This window comes from Flavobacterium sp. N2270, assembly GCF_025947225.1.
Classification (GTDB): Bacteria; Bacteroidota; Bacteroidia; order Flavobacteriales; family Flavobacteriaceae; genus Flavobacterium.
Genome location: NZ_CP110005.1, coordinates 696477 through 715295, shown reverse-complemented (window position 1 = coordinate 715295; position 18819 = coordinate 696477). Strand labels below are relative to the sequence as shown.

At 31.3% G+C, this 18819-nt stretch carries 16 protein-coding genes; 5 read left to right on the top strand and 11 right to left on the bottom strand.

What is annotated here, in order from left to right; all coding sequences use genetic code 11:
* Positions 1–94 precede the first annotated feature (94 nt).
* Both OLM55_RS03330 and OLM55_RS03325 read right to left on the bottom strand, forming a co-directional pair.
* Complete coding sequence (locus OLM55_RS03330; protein ID WP_264560004.1) at positions 95–478, bottom strand: DoxX family protein; 384 nt, start codon at positions 476–478, stop codon at positions 95–97.
* Between the two features lie 2 nt (positions 479–480).
* Positions 481–1632, bottom strand: a complete 1152-nt coding sequence (locus OLM55_RS03325; RefSeq protein ID WP_264560003.1) for an ATP-binding protein — start codon at positions 1630–1632, stop codon at positions 481–483.
* 369 nt (positions 1633–2001) lie between these two features.
* On the opposite strand from OLM55_RS03325, the gene OLM55_RS03320 reads away from it, so the two are divergent.
* From OLM55_RS03320 to OLM55_RS03305, 4 genes are read left to right on the top strand one after another with little or no spacing between them, the layout of a single operon-like run.
* Complete coding sequence (locus OLM55_RS03320) at positions 2002–3192, top strand: phosphoglycerate kinase (RefSeq protein WP_264560002.1); 1191 nt, start codon at positions 2002–2004, stop codon at positions 3190–3192.
* Positions 3193–3242: 50 nt separating this feature from the next.
* Entirely contained in the window at positions 3243–4745 is a 1503-nt protein-coding gene (locus OLM55_RS03315; protein ID WP_264560001.1) for a lytic transglycosylase domain-containing protein, read from the top strand.
* Positions 4746–4764: 19 nt separating this feature from the next.
* Positions 4765–5751, top strand: a complete 987-nt coding sequence (locus tag OLM55_RS03310) for a DUF4837 family protein (RefSeq protein ID WP_264560000.1) — start codon at positions 4765–4767, stop codon at positions 5749–5751.
* Between the two features lie 12 nt (positions 5752–5763).
* Positions 5764–6207 (top strand): GNAT family N-acetyltransferase, encoded by a 444-nt coding sequence (locus OLM55_RS03305; protein WP_264559999.1) that lies wholly within the window; start codon positions 5764–5766, stop codon positions 6205–6207.
* Here the strand turns inward: OLM55_RS03305 and OLM55_RS03300 are convergent, their stop codons facing one another.
* From OLM55_RS03300 to OLM55_RS03260, 9 genes are all read right to left on the bottom strand, one after another.
* Positions 6208–8871, bottom strand: coding sequence for a TonB-dependent receptor (locus tag OLM55_RS03300; RefSeq protein ID WP_264559998.1), 2664 nt, complete (start codon positions 8869–8871; stop codon positions 6208–6210). It lies immediately after the preceding gene.
* A 9-nt stretch (positions 8872–8880) separates the two neighbouring features.
* A complete protein-coding gene (locus OLM55_RS03295) occupies positions 8881–9594 on the bottom strand; it encodes a GLPGLI family protein (RefSeq protein ID WP_264559997.1) in 714 nt (237 codons plus the stop codon).
* 539 nt (positions 9595–10133) lie between these two features.
* A complete protein-coding gene (locus OLM55_RS03290) occupies positions 10134–10955 on the bottom strand; it encodes an OmpA family protein (protein WP_264559996.1) in 822 nt (273 codons plus the stop codon).
* Between the two features lies 1 nt (position 10956).
* The gene (locus OLM55_RS03285; RefSeq protein ID WP_264559995.1) at positions 10957–12591 is read right to left on the bottom strand and encodes a S41 family peptidase; all 1635 of its coding nucleotides are present in this window, start codon (positions 12589–12591) and stop codon (positions 10957–10959) included.
* 65 nt (positions 12592–12656) lie between these two features.
* The gene (gene rnpA / locus OLM55_RS03280; protein ID WP_264559994.1) at positions 12657–13031 is read right to left on the bottom strand and encodes a ribonuclease P protein component; all 375 of its coding nucleotides are present in this window, start codon (positions 13029–13031) and stop codon (positions 12657–12659) included.
* 21 nt (positions 13032–13052) lie between these two features.
* Positions 13053–13745 (bottom strand): hypothetical protein, encoded by a 693-nt coding sequence (locus tag OLM55_RS03275; protein WP_264559993.1) that lies wholly within the window; start codon positions 13743–13745, stop codon positions 13053–13055.
* 88 nt (positions 13746–13833) lie between these two features.
* Positions 13834–15711 (bottom strand): M1 family metallopeptidase, encoded by a 1878-nt coding sequence (locus tag OLM55_RS03270; RefSeq protein WP_264559992.1) that lies wholly within the window; start codon positions 15709–15711, stop codon positions 13834–13836.
* Positions 15712–15788: 77 nt separating this feature from the next.
* Complete coding sequence (locus tag OLM55_RS03265) at positions 15789–17381, bottom strand: S8 family peptidase (protein WP_264559991.1); 1593 nt, start codon at positions 17379–17381, stop codon at positions 15789–15791.
* Between the two features lie 77 nt (positions 17382–17458).
* Positions 17459–18319 (bottom strand): MBL fold metallo-hydrolase, encoded by an 861-nt coding sequence (locus tag OLM55_RS03260; RefSeq protein ID WP_264560582.1) that lies wholly within the window; start codon positions 18317–18319, stop codon positions 17459–17461.
* A gap of 165 nt (positions 18320–18484) precedes the next feature.
* Here OLM55_RS03260 and OLM55_RS03255 point away from each other — a divergent pair, with 165 nt between their 5' ends.
* Complete coding sequence (locus OLM55_RS03255) at positions 18485–18814, top strand: HesB/IscA family protein (RefSeq protein ID WP_264559990.1); 330 nt, start codon at positions 18485–18487, stop codon at positions 18812–18814.
* The last annotated feature ends 5 nt before the right edge of the window (positions 18815–18819 follow it).

Genomic DNA, 18819 nt, shown 5'->3' with positions numbered 1-18819 from the left:
CTCATTTAGTGTTGGAATGAGCAATGTGCATATAGCGGTTTTTGCCTTTTATAACTAGATTCCTCATACCTGAATCTAGCCTTAATACACTTAACTAACTCAACATATAGACCGCTAAAACCGCAGGTACAAAATAAATTACAATAGTACGTGCACCATCATAATCTTTAGCAATACGTTGTCCAAATAATAAAAAGATAAGTGTTAAACACGATAAGTTAGCACCATAAAGCGCCATAACTGTAGAATCTTTAGTCACTAAATTGATTATTCCAGAAATACACAATACACCAGAAAGGATTTCTAAAACCAAAATGATGAATAACGACATAGGTACTTGGTTGGCAAAAATAGTTCCTGCAAAATGTTCTTTAAGCCAAGAAACATTTCCTTTCCAGTCTTTTATTTTATCATATCCAGATTGTAAAAAAGTTACGGCAAGTAACAACAAAATTAAAATTGAAGCTGCGTGTGTCATAATTATTGTTTTTTATGAATTAATCGGGTTAGTTTTATCGATAAATCGGTTAAAATAATTTTACTATTTCCATTTCTTTCAATATGGTAAATAGCGGTTTCAAGTTCTTTAAAGATATCATTTATATTGCTTCCATCTACAAAAGGAGCAAATTTTTCTAAATTAAAATTGGAAACGGTTGGTTCAAAAAACACCAATTCTTTCGCTTGGTAATTCGCCATTAACGCTTGTCTGAAAAAGTAAATGCAATAGTTTAAAAACTGCTTTTGCACTTCTCTACCCAAGCCCGCAATGTTTTCGCTCCATTTTATTAAATCTAAAATAGCAGCTGCATTTCCTTTGGCTTTAAACGCACTTCGTATCCATTCAATAAACCATTCTTCAAACGGATATTCGTCGGCATCTTTTTTTAAGATGTGCAATGCTTTATTGTAATTTCCTTCGCTTTGGTGTGCAATTTTCAACGCTACATTTTGGTCGCAGTTTTCACGTGAAACCAAATTTTCAGCAATAACACTTTCACTAATTCCTATAAAATCTAATACTTGGCAACGCGAAATAATGGTTTGCAATAAGTCGTCTAAATGTTCAGTTATTAAAATGAAAACCGTTTTGTTTGGTGGTTCTTCTAATAGTTTTAGTAACTTGTTAGAAGCGGCAGTATTCATTTTATCGGCCATCCAAATGATCATTACTTTGTAACCGCCTTCGTATGCTTTTAACGAAAGTGCTTTATTAATTTCACTTGCTTCGTCTACTCCTATTTGACCTTGCTTTTTTTCGACCCCAATTTTCTTATACCAATCAAATAAACTTCCGTACGGATTTTCATGTAAAAATTCCCTCCACGAAACCATGAAATTTGCACTTACCGGATGTTTTTTTACATCTTCGTTAGTGGCAACTGGGAAAACAAAATGCAAATCGGGATGCGAAAAATGGTCGAATTTTAAATTACAAGCTTCATTTCCATTGGTATTTTCTTGATCCATGTTTCCACACAAAATATATTGTGCATACGCAATTGCCATCGATAACGTTCCGCTACCTTCCGGACCAACAAAGAGTTGCGCATGCGGAATCCGTCCGGCAGTGGCACTTTTTGTTAAATGGTTTTTTATATGATCTTGTCCTAAAATATCTTTAAAAAGCATAGCACAAACCTAATTGAAATAATTATTTTTCACTTCATAAAAGTAAAAAAATATTAATTAATCCGTTAAGTCTAATTATCTAAAACGTCAGTTCGAGTGTTTTTTGTGAAGTAAAATGGAACAAAAAATGTATCGAGAACCGTTTTTAATGAATTTTTTCTTGTTCTCGATATAATTTTCTTCCCGAAACTTCGGAAGAAAATCACTCGAACTGACGAAAAATTACCATTAAAAACTAATTACACCAAAATGTTAATTTAAACATGAACATATTCGTCATCTTCTACAGAAAAAGAATTATAACAGAATTTTATACCAATTTAAAACACAAAATTTTATATTTGTCTACTTCAAAACGAAAATCAAATTATGAAAACACTAAACGATTTTAATTTTAATAATAAAAAAGCAATAATTAGAGTAGATTTTAATGTGCCTTTAGATGAAAACTTTAAAGTAACAGACAATACTAGAATCGAAGCGGCCAAGCCAACTATTGATAAAATTATTAATGAAGGCGGAAGTGTTATTTTAATGAGCCATCTGGGAAGACCAAAAGGTGTGGAAGAAAAGTACTCTTTAAAACACATTCTTGCTGAAACTGAAAAAGTTTTAGGAAGAAACGTAAAATTTGCAAAAGACTGTATTGGAAACGAAGCAGTTGAATTAGCAGCAAATTTAAAAGCGGGTGAAGTTTTATTGCTTGAAAACTTGCGTTTTTATACAGAAGAAGAAAAAGGAGATGTTGCATTTGCACAAAAATTAGCCAACTTAGGTGATATTTATGTAAACGATGCATTTGGTACAGCACATAGAGCACATGCTTCAACAACTATTATTGCGCAATTTTTTTCGGGTAAAAAATGTTTCGGAAATTTATTAGCCAAAGAAATTGAAAGCATAGAAAGAGTTTTGAATAATTCTGAAAAACCCGTAACTGCAATTCTTGGAGGTTCTAAAGTGTCTTCAAAAATCACCGTAATTGAAAATATTTTAGACAAAGTAAACCACATGATTATTGGTGGCGGAATGACTTTTACCTTTATAAAAGCTTTAGGGGGAAAAATTGGAAATTCTATTTGTGAAGATGACAAATTAGAATTAGCCATTGAAATTCTTAAAAAAGCGAAAGAAAAAGGAGTTCAAATTCACTTACCAGTCGATGTAGTCGCTGCTGATGCTTTTTCAAACGATGCAAATACACAAGTGGTTGATGTAAAACAAATTCCTGACGGTTGGCAAGGTTTAGATTCTGGACCAAAATCGTTAGAAATTATAAAACGCATTATTTTAGATTCAAAAACAATTCTTTGGAACGGTCCATTAGGTGTTTTTGAAATGGAATCTTTTGCAAACGGAACCATTTCATTAGGAAATTATATTGCAGAATCTACTCAAAACGGAGCTTTTTCACTTGTTGGCGGAGGAGATAGTGTTGCTGCTGTTAAGCAATTTGGCTTTGAACCAAAAATGAGTTACGTTTCAACGGGCGGTGGAGCTATGTTAGAAATGTTAGAAGGAAAAACTTTGCCAGGAATAGCGGCAATTTTAAACGATTAAACTATAAAGTACTCTATTCTGTTTAGTGCCCCAAACTTAAAAAGAATAATATGAAAAAAATTAAAATAGTAACACTTGCGCTTTTGTTGGGTTATACAGGTTTTGCTCAAGAAAGCCAACAAAGTGAAGTTTCATTAACATTGCCAAAAGTTTCTTATATAGATTCTCTAAAAGCTACTTTTGTTAACCACAGTACAAGTAATTGTATTGATCAACGTTGGTTAGAAGAGCTTTCAAACGATGATTTATACGAGGAAATGTTTTCAGACATTAATACTGTTGATATTGATTCGGTTGTAGATTATGAATTATCTACTGATTTACTGAAAAGCAGGTTAAAAAAGTTGAATGCAAAAACGCCTTTTGTAATTGATTATAATCCTGCGTTAGAAAACGTAATCAAATCTTATTTAAAGAATAGAAAAGCAAGCTTTGAACGTTTAATGGCTATTTCTGAATATTATTTTCCAATGTTTGAAGAGCATTTGTCAAAATACGATGTTCCATTAGAAATAAAATATTTGGCCATTGTAGAATCGGCATTAAACCCTAAAGCGCGCTCAAGAGTTGGAGCAACAGGTTTGTGGCAATTTATGTATCCAACAGGAAAACAATTTAACCTAGAAGTTACTTCTTATGTAGACGAACGTTACGATCCGCTTCAAGCGACCGAAGCAGCTTGTCAATATTTATCAAGTTTATACAATATTTTTGGCGACTGGAGTTTGGTTTTAGCATCATATAATGCCGGACCAGGAAATGTTTCAAAAGCAATTCGCCGTTCGGGCGGAAGCCAAAATTATTGGAACATTAGAAGAAATCTTCCACGTGAAACCGCAAATTATGTTCCAGCTTTTTTGGCAACGTTATATATTTACGAATTTCAAAAAGAACACGGTTTACAGCCAAAAAAAGCACCGGTCACCTATTTTGAAACGGATACAATAAAAGTTAAAAAACAACTTAGTTTTCAGCAGGTTTCAGATTTATTAGATATATCAGTTGAAGAAATTAAATTTTTAAACCCAATTTATAAGTTAGATATTATTCCTTATAACGAAGAAAAGCCACGTTTTTTAAGATTACCAAAAAACAAACTAGGTGTTTTCGTTTCTAATGAGGAAAAAATTTACGCTTATGTAGATTATGTTGATGCTAAGAAAGAACAACCAATAAGTTATGCATCTTCCTCAAAAACATCTTCTAGTAGTTCAAACTCAAGTGTTCAATATCATAAAATAAGACGCGGTGAAAGCCTTGGTTTAATTGCTCAAAAATATAATGTATCTATAAGTTCGTTAAGAAGTTGGAATCATATAAGAGGAAATAACATTCAAGCAGGAAAAACTTTAAAAATTTATTCTTCCTCAAAATCATCAAGCTCTTCATCAAGAAACACTAGTAATAGCGGTACTTACACTGTTAAATCGGGTGATTCATTATATACAATTGCGAAGAAATTTCCTGGTGTTTCTGTCGACAACATAAAAAAATGGAACGATATTAGTGGTAATAATATTCAGCCAGGAATGAAGTTAAAAATTAAAGGATAAAAAGCTTAAATATCTATATATGAAAAAGATTATTTTATTAATTGTAAGTGTTGTGTTTTTTGTTTCATGTAAAGACTCTGAAGCAGATAAAAAAGCGATTTTACCAGAATCAAATGCAAAAATTAATAATGTTTCTATTATTATAGATGAAAGTATGTGGGCTGGTGAACTAGGCGACAGTATTCGTAAAAAATTTGCCGCACCAGTTGATGGTTTACCTCAAGAAGAGCCATTATTTACATTAAATCAATATCCTACTAAAATATTTGAAGGTTTTGTTAGAAAGAGTAGAAATATTGTAATTGTTCAAAAATCTGATAAAACAGGATACAGCCACAAAGTAAATCAGTTTGCAAAACCACAGCAAGTTTTTTATGTTTTTGGAAAAAACAATGCAGAAATTTTAACTGTTTTAGAACAAAGATCAGCAGAAATTATTTCGAAAATTAAAGCGGGCGATATTATTGAAAATCAAGTTCGACTTAAAAAAGCAGCAGTTAGCGATGATAAAGTGCGTGCTAAATTTGGAGTTGGATTAACTCTAGGTTTTGGTTATAAATACGATATGGTTGAAGATGATTTTCTTTGGATAAGAAAACAATTCAATAATGGCGCTAGTTATAATAGTGTTTTAGTGTATGAAGTTCCATTTGAAACTATTGAAAAAGACAATAATATTGTAAATAATATTGTTCAAATGCGCGATTCTATTGGTAAAAAATTTATTCACGGAACTTTACCAAATACTTGGATGATTACTGAGCCAGCGTATGCGCCTTATTTATTTGAAACTACCGTTGCTGGTAGAAAAACCTATTTAACAAAAGGAACTTGGGACTTGAAAAACGATTTCATGGCCGGACCGTTTGTGAACTATGCCATAAAAGACGAAAAAAACAACCGTTATTTAATTTTAGAAGGTTTTACATTTCATCCTTCAAAATCTAAAAGAGATTTAGTGTTTGAATTGGAAGCAATCATACAATCGGTTAAGTTTTTAAAATAATCCAAAGGCGGTATGCTTCAATTCAAAATAAAGCGATTTAACGAACTTTCTACTCAAGAACTATATGAATTGCTTCAACTGCGCGCTGAGGTGTTTGTAGTGGAGCAAGATTGCGTTTATCAAGATGTTGATGGCAAAGACCAGAAGGCTTTACATGTTTTAGGTTATTACCAAGGAAATTTAGCCGCTTACACACGTATTTTTGATAAAGGCTACTATTTTGATGAAGCTTCTATTGGTAGAGTGGTTGTGAGTCCGAAATACAGAGATAAAAAATTCGGACACGATTTAATGCGTGTTTCAATTGAAGCCGTTAAGGAACACTATAACGAAACAGCAATTACCATTTCGGCACAAGAATATTTAAAAAAGTTTTACGAAAGCCATGGTTTTGAACAAACCAGCGAAATGTACTTAGAAGACGATATTCCGCACATTCAAATGAAACGCGATTAGTTACAACTTGTAGCTTATGGATAACATTATAATGCGTGGTAAAATATAAGTCGTGTTGTTTGAAATTAAAAAATCAGAGAAACTATTATTTACCTTTAAACCGTTATTTAAATAGTTTTGAGCAGAAAGTTCAAATCGAAACGGATTATTCTTTTTTTGGTAACTTAAATAGGCATTTGATATGCGGTAATTAGTTTTTTGGTTATTACTGTTTTGGTTAAAAGTAACTTCATAATCTGTTTTAAAATTGAAGTTTTTTAAGAAATCAACATCCAAATCAAAAGAAAATCGGTCGTTTGTAAAAGTAGATTTAGTTAATCCAGAAAACTGACTATAATCTTTATTATAACCTACACTAACTGATGGCCATTTTTTGGTTGCAGTGCGAAGTTTTAATCCAAAAGATTGATTGTTTCTTTCATTTGTGGTGGTTGTGCCGTTTAAGGTTTGAACATAGTTAAACCAACTTAAATTGGTATTGAATTGCAAACGAAAGCGGTATATTTTTTTACTGATGTTTCCATTGATACGCCAATTTGTTTCTGGATTATCGGTTAAAATTGGTGTTGAAAACTGATTGATGCCATCAAGTTCTATTGCATTTCGAATGGTTCTGATTTTTTTATTAAAACTAGCATTGGCAAACAACATTAAGCCGCGATACATACTGTTTTTGGTATAGTGCAAGCTAGCCGAATGGAAACGTTCATTTTTTAACAAGGCGTTTCCTTTGTAAACCGAATTATAACTTTGCAATGTATAGCGTTCTAACAAGCGAGTTGCATCAGGAAAATCGTTGCTTAACTTATAATTGAATTTTAAGCTTTCCGATTGGTTGAACTCGTATTCACTATTCCATTGTGGTTCCAAATACGTTCGATTCAATGAGTAATCAGAAGCGATTTGTTTTGTTTTTAAATGGTAAAAATGCGTGTAAATGGCTGGTTTATTAATCCACTTCCCAATTTTGAATTTATATTCAAAACCTACATAAAAATCGTTTAAAACATAATCCAAATCGTTACCAAATCCGTTATCGGCAAAATTATTAATTGAACCATCTGTTAACAATTGTTTTTCAGAAATGTTTAATTGAGTACTGCCAAAATTATTTCCAACATTCGTGTACAAATGATTGAAATTATTCAGAATCCAATAATGCTTAAACAACACATCAACACTATTGTTTTTTACGTTTTTAATTTGTTGAATGTTGTATTCACTATCATTTTGTAGCGGAATTAATCCTGCTAAAAATTCGGTGTCGGTTAACCAAGTATTTTGCGGCTTATTGTTTTCAAAACTGTGGTTAAGTACAAAGGTAGTAGTGTGATTTTTATTTTTAAATTGCTTGTGCCATTCTAAAAATTGTTTCCACTGCGAATTATCGGCGTTTTGAATATTCTGAAAATTATTTTGTGCGCCATCACGAACCGAAAGTATTTGGTTGTTAATATCGTTACTACTCGCTTGAATTTGACCATTATAAAACCACTTTGATTGGTTAGTGGGTGAATAATTTAATTTTATATTTCCAATACCTAAAAGCGCTTTATTTTGCGTTTTGTTCGTTTTGTTTTCAAAAGTAAAAGCATTATTTTGTAGATATTCGTTTTCTGATTGACTTAATGATGCGGTAAATAGCTTGGAGAAAATTCCAAAACCTTCTATGTCGAGTTTACTGTTAATTTCTTGACGGAAATTTATCGCTGAAAATTGTGATTTGTTTTCTACTACATCTGTATTATCAGACGCGAAGTTATACAAATTGGTTAGCGATTTTCTTCCCGAAATAAAACTGCTCACGCCACCTTGAAAACGCATCAAATCTTCAAATGAGAAAGTACGTTTTCCAACATTGTTAATGTCGCCAATATAGCTTACGTTGGTTTTGGGTGCATAATAAAATAAACCAGTATGACCTAAATAAAATCCGTTATCGTTAGCTACTTCTGCTCCCGCTTCTACATCGCCAAAAACAAACTTCTTTTTATCTTCTTTTAGTTTGATGTTCATAGCCAAGTCTTCAGAATCGGAAACTTGTTTTAGGAAACCCACTTCGTTGAAGTTATCAATAACTTCTACTTTATCTACAGCATTAGCAGGAATGTTTTCTACGCCTAACTTTGTTCCGCCCCCAAAAAATGAATTATTTTCTACTAAAAACTTGGTTACTTTTTTTCCTTGAACCGTAATACCACCGTTTTTATCTACCTCAACTCCAGGTAATTTTTCTAATTGTTCTTTCAGCTTACGTTCGTTGCCGCTAGTAAAAGCTTTGACATCGTAAATAAGCGTATCTTTTTTTACTATAACGGGCTGGTAATCGTAATTGATAACAATTTCTTTGAGTTCCTGTCCGGTTTCTTTGAGTTTGAAAATATGTTCGCGAATGGTAAAATTTGCGGGCAGATTAAGAATAGCTTCTTCGAAACCCAAATACGACACTTTTACCTCGTAAGGGGTATCTTTTTCCAATTCTAGTTTGTACCGACCCAAATGATCGGCGATTGCAAATTTTAAACCCGAGTTTTCAACCATGGGTTTTGCAATTACATTAGCATTTTGCAACGGATTACCAACGCTATCTTGTACAACGCCAGTAAGGGTTTGGGAGAAAGAGAAAAATGGTAAAAAGAATAAAAGTAATAAGAATTTTAGCATTAAAAATATTTACTTTTCTTCAAGATGTTTTTTTACAGCTTTTGTAATTTGATTTTGATATTCTTCATTACTAATTCTTTTGCCTTTTGTAGGTAAAATTATTCTTTCTTGTGAAGAGTTAAACTCTATTTTAATTGCACCAAAAACAATATTTCTCTCTTGAAGTTCTAAAATTAAACCAGGTAATCCACCATAACCTGCAGGTCCAAATTGACAAGGTATTTCTGGACAATACCAAGCAATTACAGGATGTCTAAACTCTCCTCTTGTATTTATGACTACATATTCAGTTATTGCTTTATAACAGGTATAGTTATCAATTTTTTTACTTTCATTTGTTAAAACCCAATTTTTATCTAAAGGAGAAATAATTAAATATTCATCTTCATTAAACGCTCCTTCTGAATTATTATAATATATTGAGTCATTATAAATGAATTTAGGTTTTTTACATCTACTCATACTCAAAGCATTTGAAATGTTTTTATCATCTAATCCCATCGATTGTAAACTTTCAAATTTCGAATTAGTATTATTAAATAATAATTGAAACTCAATAAGCTTTGCTGCATTAATTTGTTCAGCAAACATTTCACCAATCACTGGATTTTTAAGCATTTTTTGGTCTTCTAATATTTTAAAGTTATACGTTATAACATTGTTTTGACTATTAGATTTACTTATAAAAAACAAAAAAAGTAATAAAATCGAATATTTTTTCATATTAACTATTTAAAAACAACTCAAGAATTTTTTCTTGAGTTGTCATTTTTATTTCTAATTAACCATTTAAACAATTTTTATAAGCTGTTAAACCATATTCATATGCTTGTTCAACAGTGTATCCATTTGCTTCATATGCATCCATTACATCATTTGCCAATTGATCACATTTAGGTAGTTTTAATACAACTTGTTCTGTTTTTTTAACAGAATTTATTAGGTCATCTTTTAAAATTTATTTTCCTTCACCAGTACTTGCCATTCCAGATACTGAAAAAGCGATAAGTGCTACTGCACTAAACATAAATTTTTTCATACTCTGTTTTACTTTTTAAATTATTATTTTTTAGTTTGGATACCCGTTTGTAAAAAAATTGAAAGTTATTGGATTTGTGTTACAGTAAAAATGTACATTTTGTTAAAATTTTGTTTGGGTTGAATTATTAAAAATCAATGTTTTCAATAAAAACGAGCGTTTTTATTGTTTTTTTAAGTTTTAAAAAAGCGTTTAAAGTGGTTTTTATAGAAAGCAATAGTGCTTAAATCTTCGTAATTACCAGCTCTACTCTACGGTCTAATAAAGCGCCTTTACCTAGTGGTTGTGTGTTGCCATAGCCTTTATAAGTCATTCTTTTTTTGTTTATTTTTCTAAAACCTAAGTATTTAAAAACAGCAAGTGCTCTGTTGGTAGACAACTCTCTTTTTCGGGTTTCTCTATCTATGGCTTCTTTATGATAGGTAGGTGTGCAACACACGTGTCCTTGAATTTCAAATTCAATGTTTTTGTATCGATATAATAGTTTGGCAACACGTTCTAATTCTTGTTTTGCTTTATAAGAGAGCTTACTGCTTCCTCTGTCGAACAACAATTTATCAAGATAAATTCTGTCGCCTACAACAGGGTTTTTAGGCACTGTACTATAAACACCAGGAATTTTTAAATCTTCAATAATAACCGGTTTGTAGTTTACAACAACATCTACCCTTCTATTTTTTGAACGCGCTTCTGGAATATTGGTTTCTAAATCTTCGTCAATTAAAATTTTACCTTTTCCTTCAAGGGTAATTATAATTTTACTTTTTATGCCTTTACTTACTAATTTATCTTTTACTGTATTGGCTCTTTTGGTAGATAAATCAAAATTATAAGCATCTTTACCTCTATCGTCACAATACCCAAAAATTTCAATGGTTTCTACATTGGAAGTGTCAATTTTTTGTACGAACTTAACTACAGCTTCTGCTTGTTCGTCTTTTAAATTGTATTTGTCAAATTGAAAATAAATTGAGTGTACTTCTTCTTCTTGTGCGAAAGAAACAAGAAAAAATAAACTAAATAAAAGGGATAAAATTTTATGCATGTTATTTTTTTAATATGGTTTTATATTCTGTTTCGTTATTTAAAATGCTTTTCGCTTTATTAATTACGGTGTTGTTTTGTGTGTAATTTAAATATAAACCATCACGATATTGAAAGCGAATTATTAATTCATCATATAGTAAGTTAAGAATTTCTTTTTTATGAGTAAGAATTTCTTCATTCATACTTTTTTCAATTGCAGTTTGTAAAAGCGCATATTCTTTAGAAATTCCGCTTTCAATTTTTTCTTTTTTAGCCGTTTCTAAAACCTTTTTTAAAGCTAAACTGGTTTCTGTAGCGAAATTGTACTTGTCGTGCTTTAAAAACTGTTTAAATGCATTAAAATCGACTTCACTTAAGTTGTTTGGTAAGCCCGTGTTCTGATAATTGTAATATAATTGCGTTGCAAAATCAAAAATTGCATCGTTTTTAATTAAATCTTCAGTTACAGCACTAAGCTTTGTTTCTTCAATAATAACATCAGGTAAAATTCCACCGCCATCATAAACACTTCTTCCACCTTTAGTTTTAAATTCGTTAAAATCGTCTTGTTTTATCTTTATGGCTTTTCCGTTCGCGTCTTTTCTTGCGTAATCTAATGCTTGAATGCATCTTCCCGAAGGTGTAAAATACCTTGAAATGGTTACTTTAACTTGTGTTCCATAAGAAAGGTTTAAAGGGCGTTGAACCAATCCTTTTCCAAAACTTCTATTTCCCACAATAACCGCTCGGTCTAAATCTTGTAAAGCACCAGCAACAATTTCAGAAGCTGAAGCACTTTTTCCATCGACTAAAATAGTTAATGGAATTTCTAAATCTACCGGTTCGTAATTGGTTTTGTAAGTATTGTTGTGTTTTACGTTTTTCGACTTTGTTGTTACGATCACTTCGTTTTTAGGCACAAAAAGGTTGCAAATGTTTACCGCTTCATGTAACAAACCACCCGGATTTGCTCTTAAGTCTAAAATGATTTTTGTAGCGCCTTTACTTTTTAAGTCTAAAAGAGCCGCTTTGGTTTCTTTGCTTGCCGTTTCGGTAAATTTACTTAAAACGATATAACCTGTACTAGCATCTATTAATGAAAAATAAGGAACTGCTTTAATATCAACTTCGTCTAAAACAATAGCGATTGCTTGTTTTTTATTTTGACGAATAATTTCTAGGTTTACTTTTGTGTTTTTTGCGCCTCTTAAAAGTTGTGAAGCGTCTTCTTTGTATTCTTTTAAATTGATATCGCCAATTTGTACAATTTCATCACCTGCTTTTAAACCTGCTTTATCTGCCGGAAATCCTTTGTAAATTTCTTTAATGAAAACTCTACCTTCTTTTCGGGTTACCATCGCACCAATTCCTGTGTATTCTCCAGTGGTGTTTATTTTGAATTTTAAAACATCTTGTTCGTTAAAAAAAACAGTGTAAGGATCCAGTTCAATCAGCATGTTTTTAATGGCATTATCCATTAGTTCACCAGGATTGGTTTCGTCTACATAGTTTTGATTTACGGTTTTAAACAAATTGGTAAAGATTTCAATTTGTTTAGCGATTTCAAAAAAATCGTTTTTAAAACTTACCCCAACAAATAAAAAGGCTAAAGCAAATGCGGGAATCAATATTTTTTTTTGAAGAAAAGATTTCATTCTTTTTAAGATAGGTTTAGTTTACGAATTTAATTATAAAACGTCAAAAATTAAACCAAAAAGAATTATTCTTTCATTTTTTCGGCAAATTTTTCAAAAAGGCGAATGGTTTTCTCATTGATTTCTTGATAAGAAAGCACTTCTTTTGATTGGTAGAAAAACATCATGGCCATAGGTTTATCAATGTTTTCTGAAAGAATATTTTTATTCAGTCGGTAACATTCTCTAAGTATTCTTTTTAAACGATTCCTATCGACTGCATTTTTGAAATATTTTTTTGAAACTGAGACACCAAATTTAATTAATTCTTCATTTTCAAATAAATTTTCTGCGTAAACTAATCGCAAAGGATATTTAGAAACAGATTGTCCTTCTGAAAACAGAAGACCAATTGTTTTTTTGCTTTTTAATTTTTCGTTTTTAGGATAAGTAAATGCCATGGGGCAAAGATATGGTAAAGATTAACTATAAGAAATATCATTTTCTTTTTCTTCGTTAAAGATCATAAATTTATAAAAAGTAAAATTTGAGACTCCAAATAATAAAATTGTTAGACTTCTAAAAATAGGAGCGTTTAAATAATATTTACTTATAAAAAAAACTCCAATTTGAATAACAAAAAGAACGGATGAAATAAGTAACCAAAAATTTTTGTTTTCATCTTCAAAAAGATAATTATATAAGGCAATTCCGCCTATTAATGATGTTAAGAACCCGTTTAGTATCCAAGGATAAATGTCAGCATTTAAAAATTCATTTATAAGTAAAATAAAATATAAATAAGTGAAGAAAAATGGTATTGAAGCCAAAAATAATGCGAACCAATTTTTATTTTTAATGCTATTATAAACAATTAAAAAGATTAAAAATCGATATATAAGAGATATAATTGAGCCATATAAAGAACGTTCAGGAGTGTCTTCCAAAAACATAACATATGCAAAGAAAAACAATATTAAAGCACTTAAATAAATTACGTTTTTTTTATGAGAATGTAAGAAGTAAATAATTACCAACAAAGGTATTCTTGATCCTCCAATAATATAATTAATAATTGGAAAATCAGAAAAGTCAAAAAAAGAAAATACAGCAATTACTATGAAGTAAATGATTGTAAGTATTAAAACAGAACTACTACTGCTTAATGTTTTCATTTATACTTATTTGATAGCAAAAATATGAAGCTAAAATAAAAAAACGAATCATATAATGATTCGTTTTTTTATTTTATTTTAAGGAAGTTTATTTTTTTTCAAAAACATTGTTTGTTAAGTCAACATCGGCCATTAATCCGCTCGGATCAATTACGATTGCTTTTATCGACGTTTTTGTTTTTTGTATGTCAAAGCTAAATGTTGGGCTTGACCAATCCCAGCCTTTTAAAACCGTTCTGTTTATTGAATATGAATTTGGTTTTTCCCAACGCATTAAAGTGTTTGGAATGTAAAACAATTCGTTACTTCCATCTTCATAAACGACAAGTAAGTCAATAGGCATAGGCATTCTTCCTATTCTTTCTAATGTAACTTTTGTGTTTTTATCAGCATCAGCTACTTCTTTTATTGCATAATCAATTGTGTTGGTAGTTTGTGTCCAATCTACTAAATACCAATCTAAATTGGCTCCAGAAACTTTTTCAGCCGAACGCTTAATGTCATTTGGAGTAGGGTGCGTTAATTTGTAATCTGCATAATAACGTCTTAATGTTTTCATTAGATTTTCAGTACCAATAACATAACCTAATTGCGCTAAAAACACTTCACCTTTACTGTATGCAGATATTCCATATGCCATATTAATGTCATATCTATCGGCATGTGTAGAAAGTGGTTGTTCTTTTCCGCTTTTTACTAAATAACGATAACCGTTATATGCGCCTTCAAAAGGATTATCTACTTTTTCTTTTCCAGGTAAAACGGTTTCCATTGCTAAATCTGAAATAAATGAAGTAAACCCTTCGTCCATCCATTCATGTTTAGATTCGTTTGAAGCTAATACAAATTGAAACCAAGAATGTGCAAACTCATGAGCAGTTACTCCAACTAAGCTTCCAAAGCTTCTGTTTCCTGTAATTAACGTACACATTCCGTATTCCATTCCACCATCTCCACCTTGAATAACTGAATATTGTTTGTATGGATATTCACCCACATTCTTATTGAAAAAATCTAATAATTCGGCTGTTTTTGGCTGAAGGTTTTTCCAGTTTTCTAAGTTTTCAGCTTTGTTTTTATACAAGAAGTGTAGCTCAACATCATTTGGACCTAAAATCATATCATGAATATATTCATTGTCTGCTGCCCAAGTAAAATCATGAACATTTGGCGCCACAAAATGCCATGTTAATGTTTTTGTTCTTTTTGAATGCTTTACTTCTACACCTTTGTCTTCGTAACCGTGACCAATTTCATTTTTGTTTTGTAAATAACCTGTTCCGCCAACTGTATAATTTTTATCAATTGTAAGTTTCACATCGAAATTCCCCCAAACTCCATGAAACTCTCTTCCAATATAAGGGTCAGCATGCCAACCTTCGAAATCATATTCGGCTAATTTTGGATACCATTGTGTCATTGAAAGCGCTACGCCTTCTTCAGAATTTCTTCCAGACCTTCTAACTTGTAGAGGAACTTGACCTTCAAAATCAAGAGTAAAAGTGGTTTTTTGTTTAGGAAGTATAGGTTCGTTTAGAGTTACTTCTAGGATTGTTCCAACCACTTTTGTTTTTGCGAGAGTACCATCTTGCTTAAAATTTTTAATATTTAAAAATCCTATTTCATTAGGTTTTAAAGTACTGATTCTGCTTTCTTTTATTTCTTTCCCGCCTTGTTTAAATGATCTAACCATTCGTTTATCTGGATCAGCAATTGTTTGTAATCGCATATCCATTTCACTTCCTGGTTGGAAAGCGTTGTTGTATAGATGGTAGAAAACTTTCTTTAAGGTATCAGAAGAATTATTGGTATAAACTAATTCTTGACTTCCGTTGTATTGATAGTTTTTCACATCCATTTTCACATCCATCTTATAATCAGCATGTTGTTGCCAATAACCCGGATTAGGATTGTTTTGTGCAAACCCTAAAATGGTAAAAAGAGATAAAATAAAGGTTTTTTTCATAATTACATGTTTAAAAAAACCACAAAGACATTTAAAAAACGGCTTTGTGGTTTAAAATTTAAAATATTAAAATTTTATTATTTCGACATTTTTTCAGCCATTAATAATGCATTATAAGCATTAACAATTTTACCTGTTTTAGAAGCATCAGCAAAGTTTACTTTGTGTTTGTCTTCTCCTACAGTAACTGTGTTTTTTAAAGGAGTTCCACTTTCCATGATAATTTGTTTCACTTGTGAAGCACTTAACTTTGGATAGTAAGAACGAATCATTGCAGCAACACCAGCAACGTTTGGCGATGCCATTGAAGTTCCTTGTAAATATTCATACGTTTGGTCTGGAGTAGTAGCATATATTTGTACTCCAGGAGCATAGATATCTACATTTTTCTTACCATAGTTAGAAAAACTAGCTGCCATTTTAGAACCATATTCTGGGGCTAATGCACCAATAATTAATACATTGTTAGAAATTTCTGGAGCACCATCATAAGAATCTGAAGGATATTTGTTTTCAACATCTAAATCTTTAGAGTCATTACCTGCAGCAAAAATAACTAATACATCTTTTTCAGCAGCATATTTTAATGCGTCTTGAACCCATTCTTTATTTGGAGAAAAGTATTTACCGAAAGAACCATTAATTACTTTTGCTCCATTATCTACAGCATAACGAATTCCTAAAGCGATATCTTTGTCATACTCATCTCCATTTGGAACAGCTCTAACAGCCATAATTTTTACATTAGTCGCAACACCGTCTCCACCTTTACCGTTACCTCTAACTTGAGCAACAATTCCTGCTACGTGAGTTCCGTGTTTAGCGTCTTTCGCAACCGGTCCAATTACGTTATTGTTACCATATTTTGTATCGTTAATGTCGTTTGGATTATCTCCAACTATAGAACGGCCGTCAAAATCAACATTTAAGTTATAGTTTAATTGACCGTAAACATAGTCAACTCCACTTTGAATTCTTTTATCGAAAGCTTCTTTAGATTGTCCAGAAAGAATTTGAGTAAACATTCCTTTATATTGAAGAAGTGTTTCATCTGTAGTTTCCATTGCTTTAACATCATCTAAATTAAAGTTGTCTTTTTTAAGATGCGCTTTTATAGCTTTATCAGCATTAACAATCATGTCAATTTGCTGTTTAGTTTGCATAATTCCAGCTAATTCTTCGTCTAATTGTGCTTTTGCTTTTTCATAATCAGGTGTTCCTGGTCCTTTTTTAACGATACGAGTTAACTCTAACTGTTCATCATTACTATCTCCTAGGAAATTCCAACCATTTATATCATCGATGTAACCGTTGTTGTCATCGTCAATTCCATTTCCGGCAATTTCTTTAGGGTTCACCCAAATCACCCCTTGTAAGTCTTCATGTCTAATATCTACACCAGAATCTACAATACCAACAATTACAGTTGATCCTTTTTTCCCTTTTAATAATTCAGCATAAGCTTTATCAACACTCATTCCAGGGACCGTATCTTTCACTAAATCTAAATGACTCCATCTTTTAAGGTCTTTTTCAGCTAAAGGAGTTATTTTTAAAGGTAAATTGTCAATGTTCTCTACAGGAGTAGAAACCATAGTTTTAGCACCACCACAACTAGCTAAAGCAAAGGCTAATGCCGCTGTTAAGTACAAAGGTTTAATCATTTTCATTTGTGTAATTTTTTGGTTATAAATTTTATATATGTCAAAAATCTGCTTAATTTGTTACAAAACAGATATACTTAACTTTATTTTAAGATTTCATTACAGGTAAAAACATCTTTTAATCTCACCCCTTTTTCGGTATGTTGAACCGTTATTATTTGATTGTGAGCATCATGTTCTAACCATAAATAATAATTATTATCAGCAGCAGCTTTTAAAAAAATTTCTTTTTCATCCATCGATAATAAAGGTCTAGTATCATAACCTGTAACATATGGAATTGGAATATGGCCTGCTGTTGGTAACATGTCTGCACAAAAAACAATGGTTTTACCTTTGTAATTAATATGTGGTAACATTTGTTTTTCGGTGTGACCGTCTGCGTAAAATATGCCAAAGCCTAATTCTTTAGAAAAGCCAAAATTTCCATCAGGTCTTTCAATAAAATTTAATTGTCCGCTTTCCTGCATTGGAATAATATTTTCACGTAAAAAAGAAGCTTTTTCTCTAGCATTTGGTTTGGTTGCCCATTCCCAATGGTTTTCATTAGTCCAAAACTTAGCATTTTTAAAAGCGACTTCATAGCCTGTTTTGTCTTTGTTCCAAATTACACTTCCCCCGCAATGGTCAAAATGCAAATGTGTCATAAAAACATCGGTGATGTCGTCTCTATAAAATCCTGCATTTTTTAATGATTGGTCTATACTAAAATCACCCCATTGGTAATAATATCCAAAAAACTTATCCGATTGTTTATCCCCCATTCCATTATCGATCAAGATCAATCGATTTTCGTCTTCAATTAACAAGCAACGGGCTGAAATATCAATTAAATTATTATTATCAGCCGGATTAGTTCTGTTCCATATAGTTTTTGGAACCACTCCAAACATGGCGCCTCCGTCTAATTTAAAATTTCCTGCTTCAATAGAATGTATGATCATATTAGAATTTTGATGCAAATTACAAAATTCTAAAGAAATCTTCAGCATAGAATTAAGTATAAAGTAAAACTATCGACCAATAAGTTATAAAAATGTTATTCTTTGAGGAAAAAAACATATTATGCCTTATATTTGCGGTTAATTTAGACAAAATCAAAATAACAAATGATTAAAGTTTCTGATGATGCAAGTAAAAAAATCGTAGCAATGATGCAAGAAGATGGTTTTGATGCAACTAAAGATTACGTTAGAGTTGGCGTAAAAAGTGGTGGTTGTTCTGGCTTGTCTTACGATTTAAAGTTTGACAAAGAGTTGGGAGAAAACGATAAAGTTTTTGAAGATAATGGAGTTAAAATAGCGGTTGAAAAGAAAAGCTTTCTTTATCTAGCAGGTACAATTCTAGAATTTTCTGGCGGATTAAACGGAAAAGGTTTTGTATTTAATAACCCTAATGCACAAAGAACTTGTGGTTGTGGGGAAAGTTTTTCACTTTAAAAAAA